General features: G+C 47.9%; 2 protein-coding genes. Both read right to left on the minus strand.

All coding sequences use genetic code 11. The features are described from left to right. A partial coding sequence (locus R7R78_RS26755; RefSeq protein ID WP_225474689.1) for a hypothetical protein occupies positions 1-353 on the minus strand: 353 nt, incomplete at its 3' end. 11 nt (positions 354-364) lie between these two features. Next, positions 365-670: DUF4842 domain-containing protein (locus R7R78_RS26760; protein WP_225474690.1), on the minus strand; the 306-nt coding region annotated here is incomplete at its 5' end.

A 670-nucleotide genomic window follows, 5' to 3' on the forward strand; every position in this document is an offset into this window, starting at 1 on the left:
GAGACCGGAAAATTCATTTCGGCTTTTCCGTTGATGAGTGCTTCAGAAGCTACTTTGCTTGCGTATTTCGCTTGATAGGTACCTGAAGTCATCTCTTGATACTCTTTATAGACACTAAGGTGCGAGCGTTGTGAAGAGTAGCCACTAATGTCAACAGATAGAGCACGAGCGACGATCGGATCGTAGTCGTAGCCATCTGGTACGTTCAGCGTTTGCATGCTTGGTTCTTCGACCACGATGGTGGTCTGAGTTGGGGGAGGCGTTGAACTGTCACCGCTTTTATCACCGCCGCCACCTCCACCGCCGCAGGCTGTTAACGCTAATCCCATGATGATTGTGATTAAATTTTTCATAATGTGGTCTCCTATGGAATGTAGCATTTGTTTGCTTTTGGTGAGGCATGCCAGTTAGCATTTTGACTGCCGACTGATTCAGCGTAAGTGGCAAATTGTGGATACGCGTCGACCAAGTCTACGTTTTCCAATGGCCACTCCCAGTCCTCAACAATCAGCAGAGCCCAAGGTAGGTTGTTGCTGGTTTTGAAGTACGTACCTTGTACAGGATCACTTGCATCAACCCCGAGTCCATATAAGTTGGTATCATCAAACTGCTCGGTTGGCGCTTGATCCGGTAGGTGTACTTCCCATTTTCGGCCTGGTTGGAAGGTAAT

This window comes from Vibrio sp. 2134-1 (assembly GCF_033339495.1).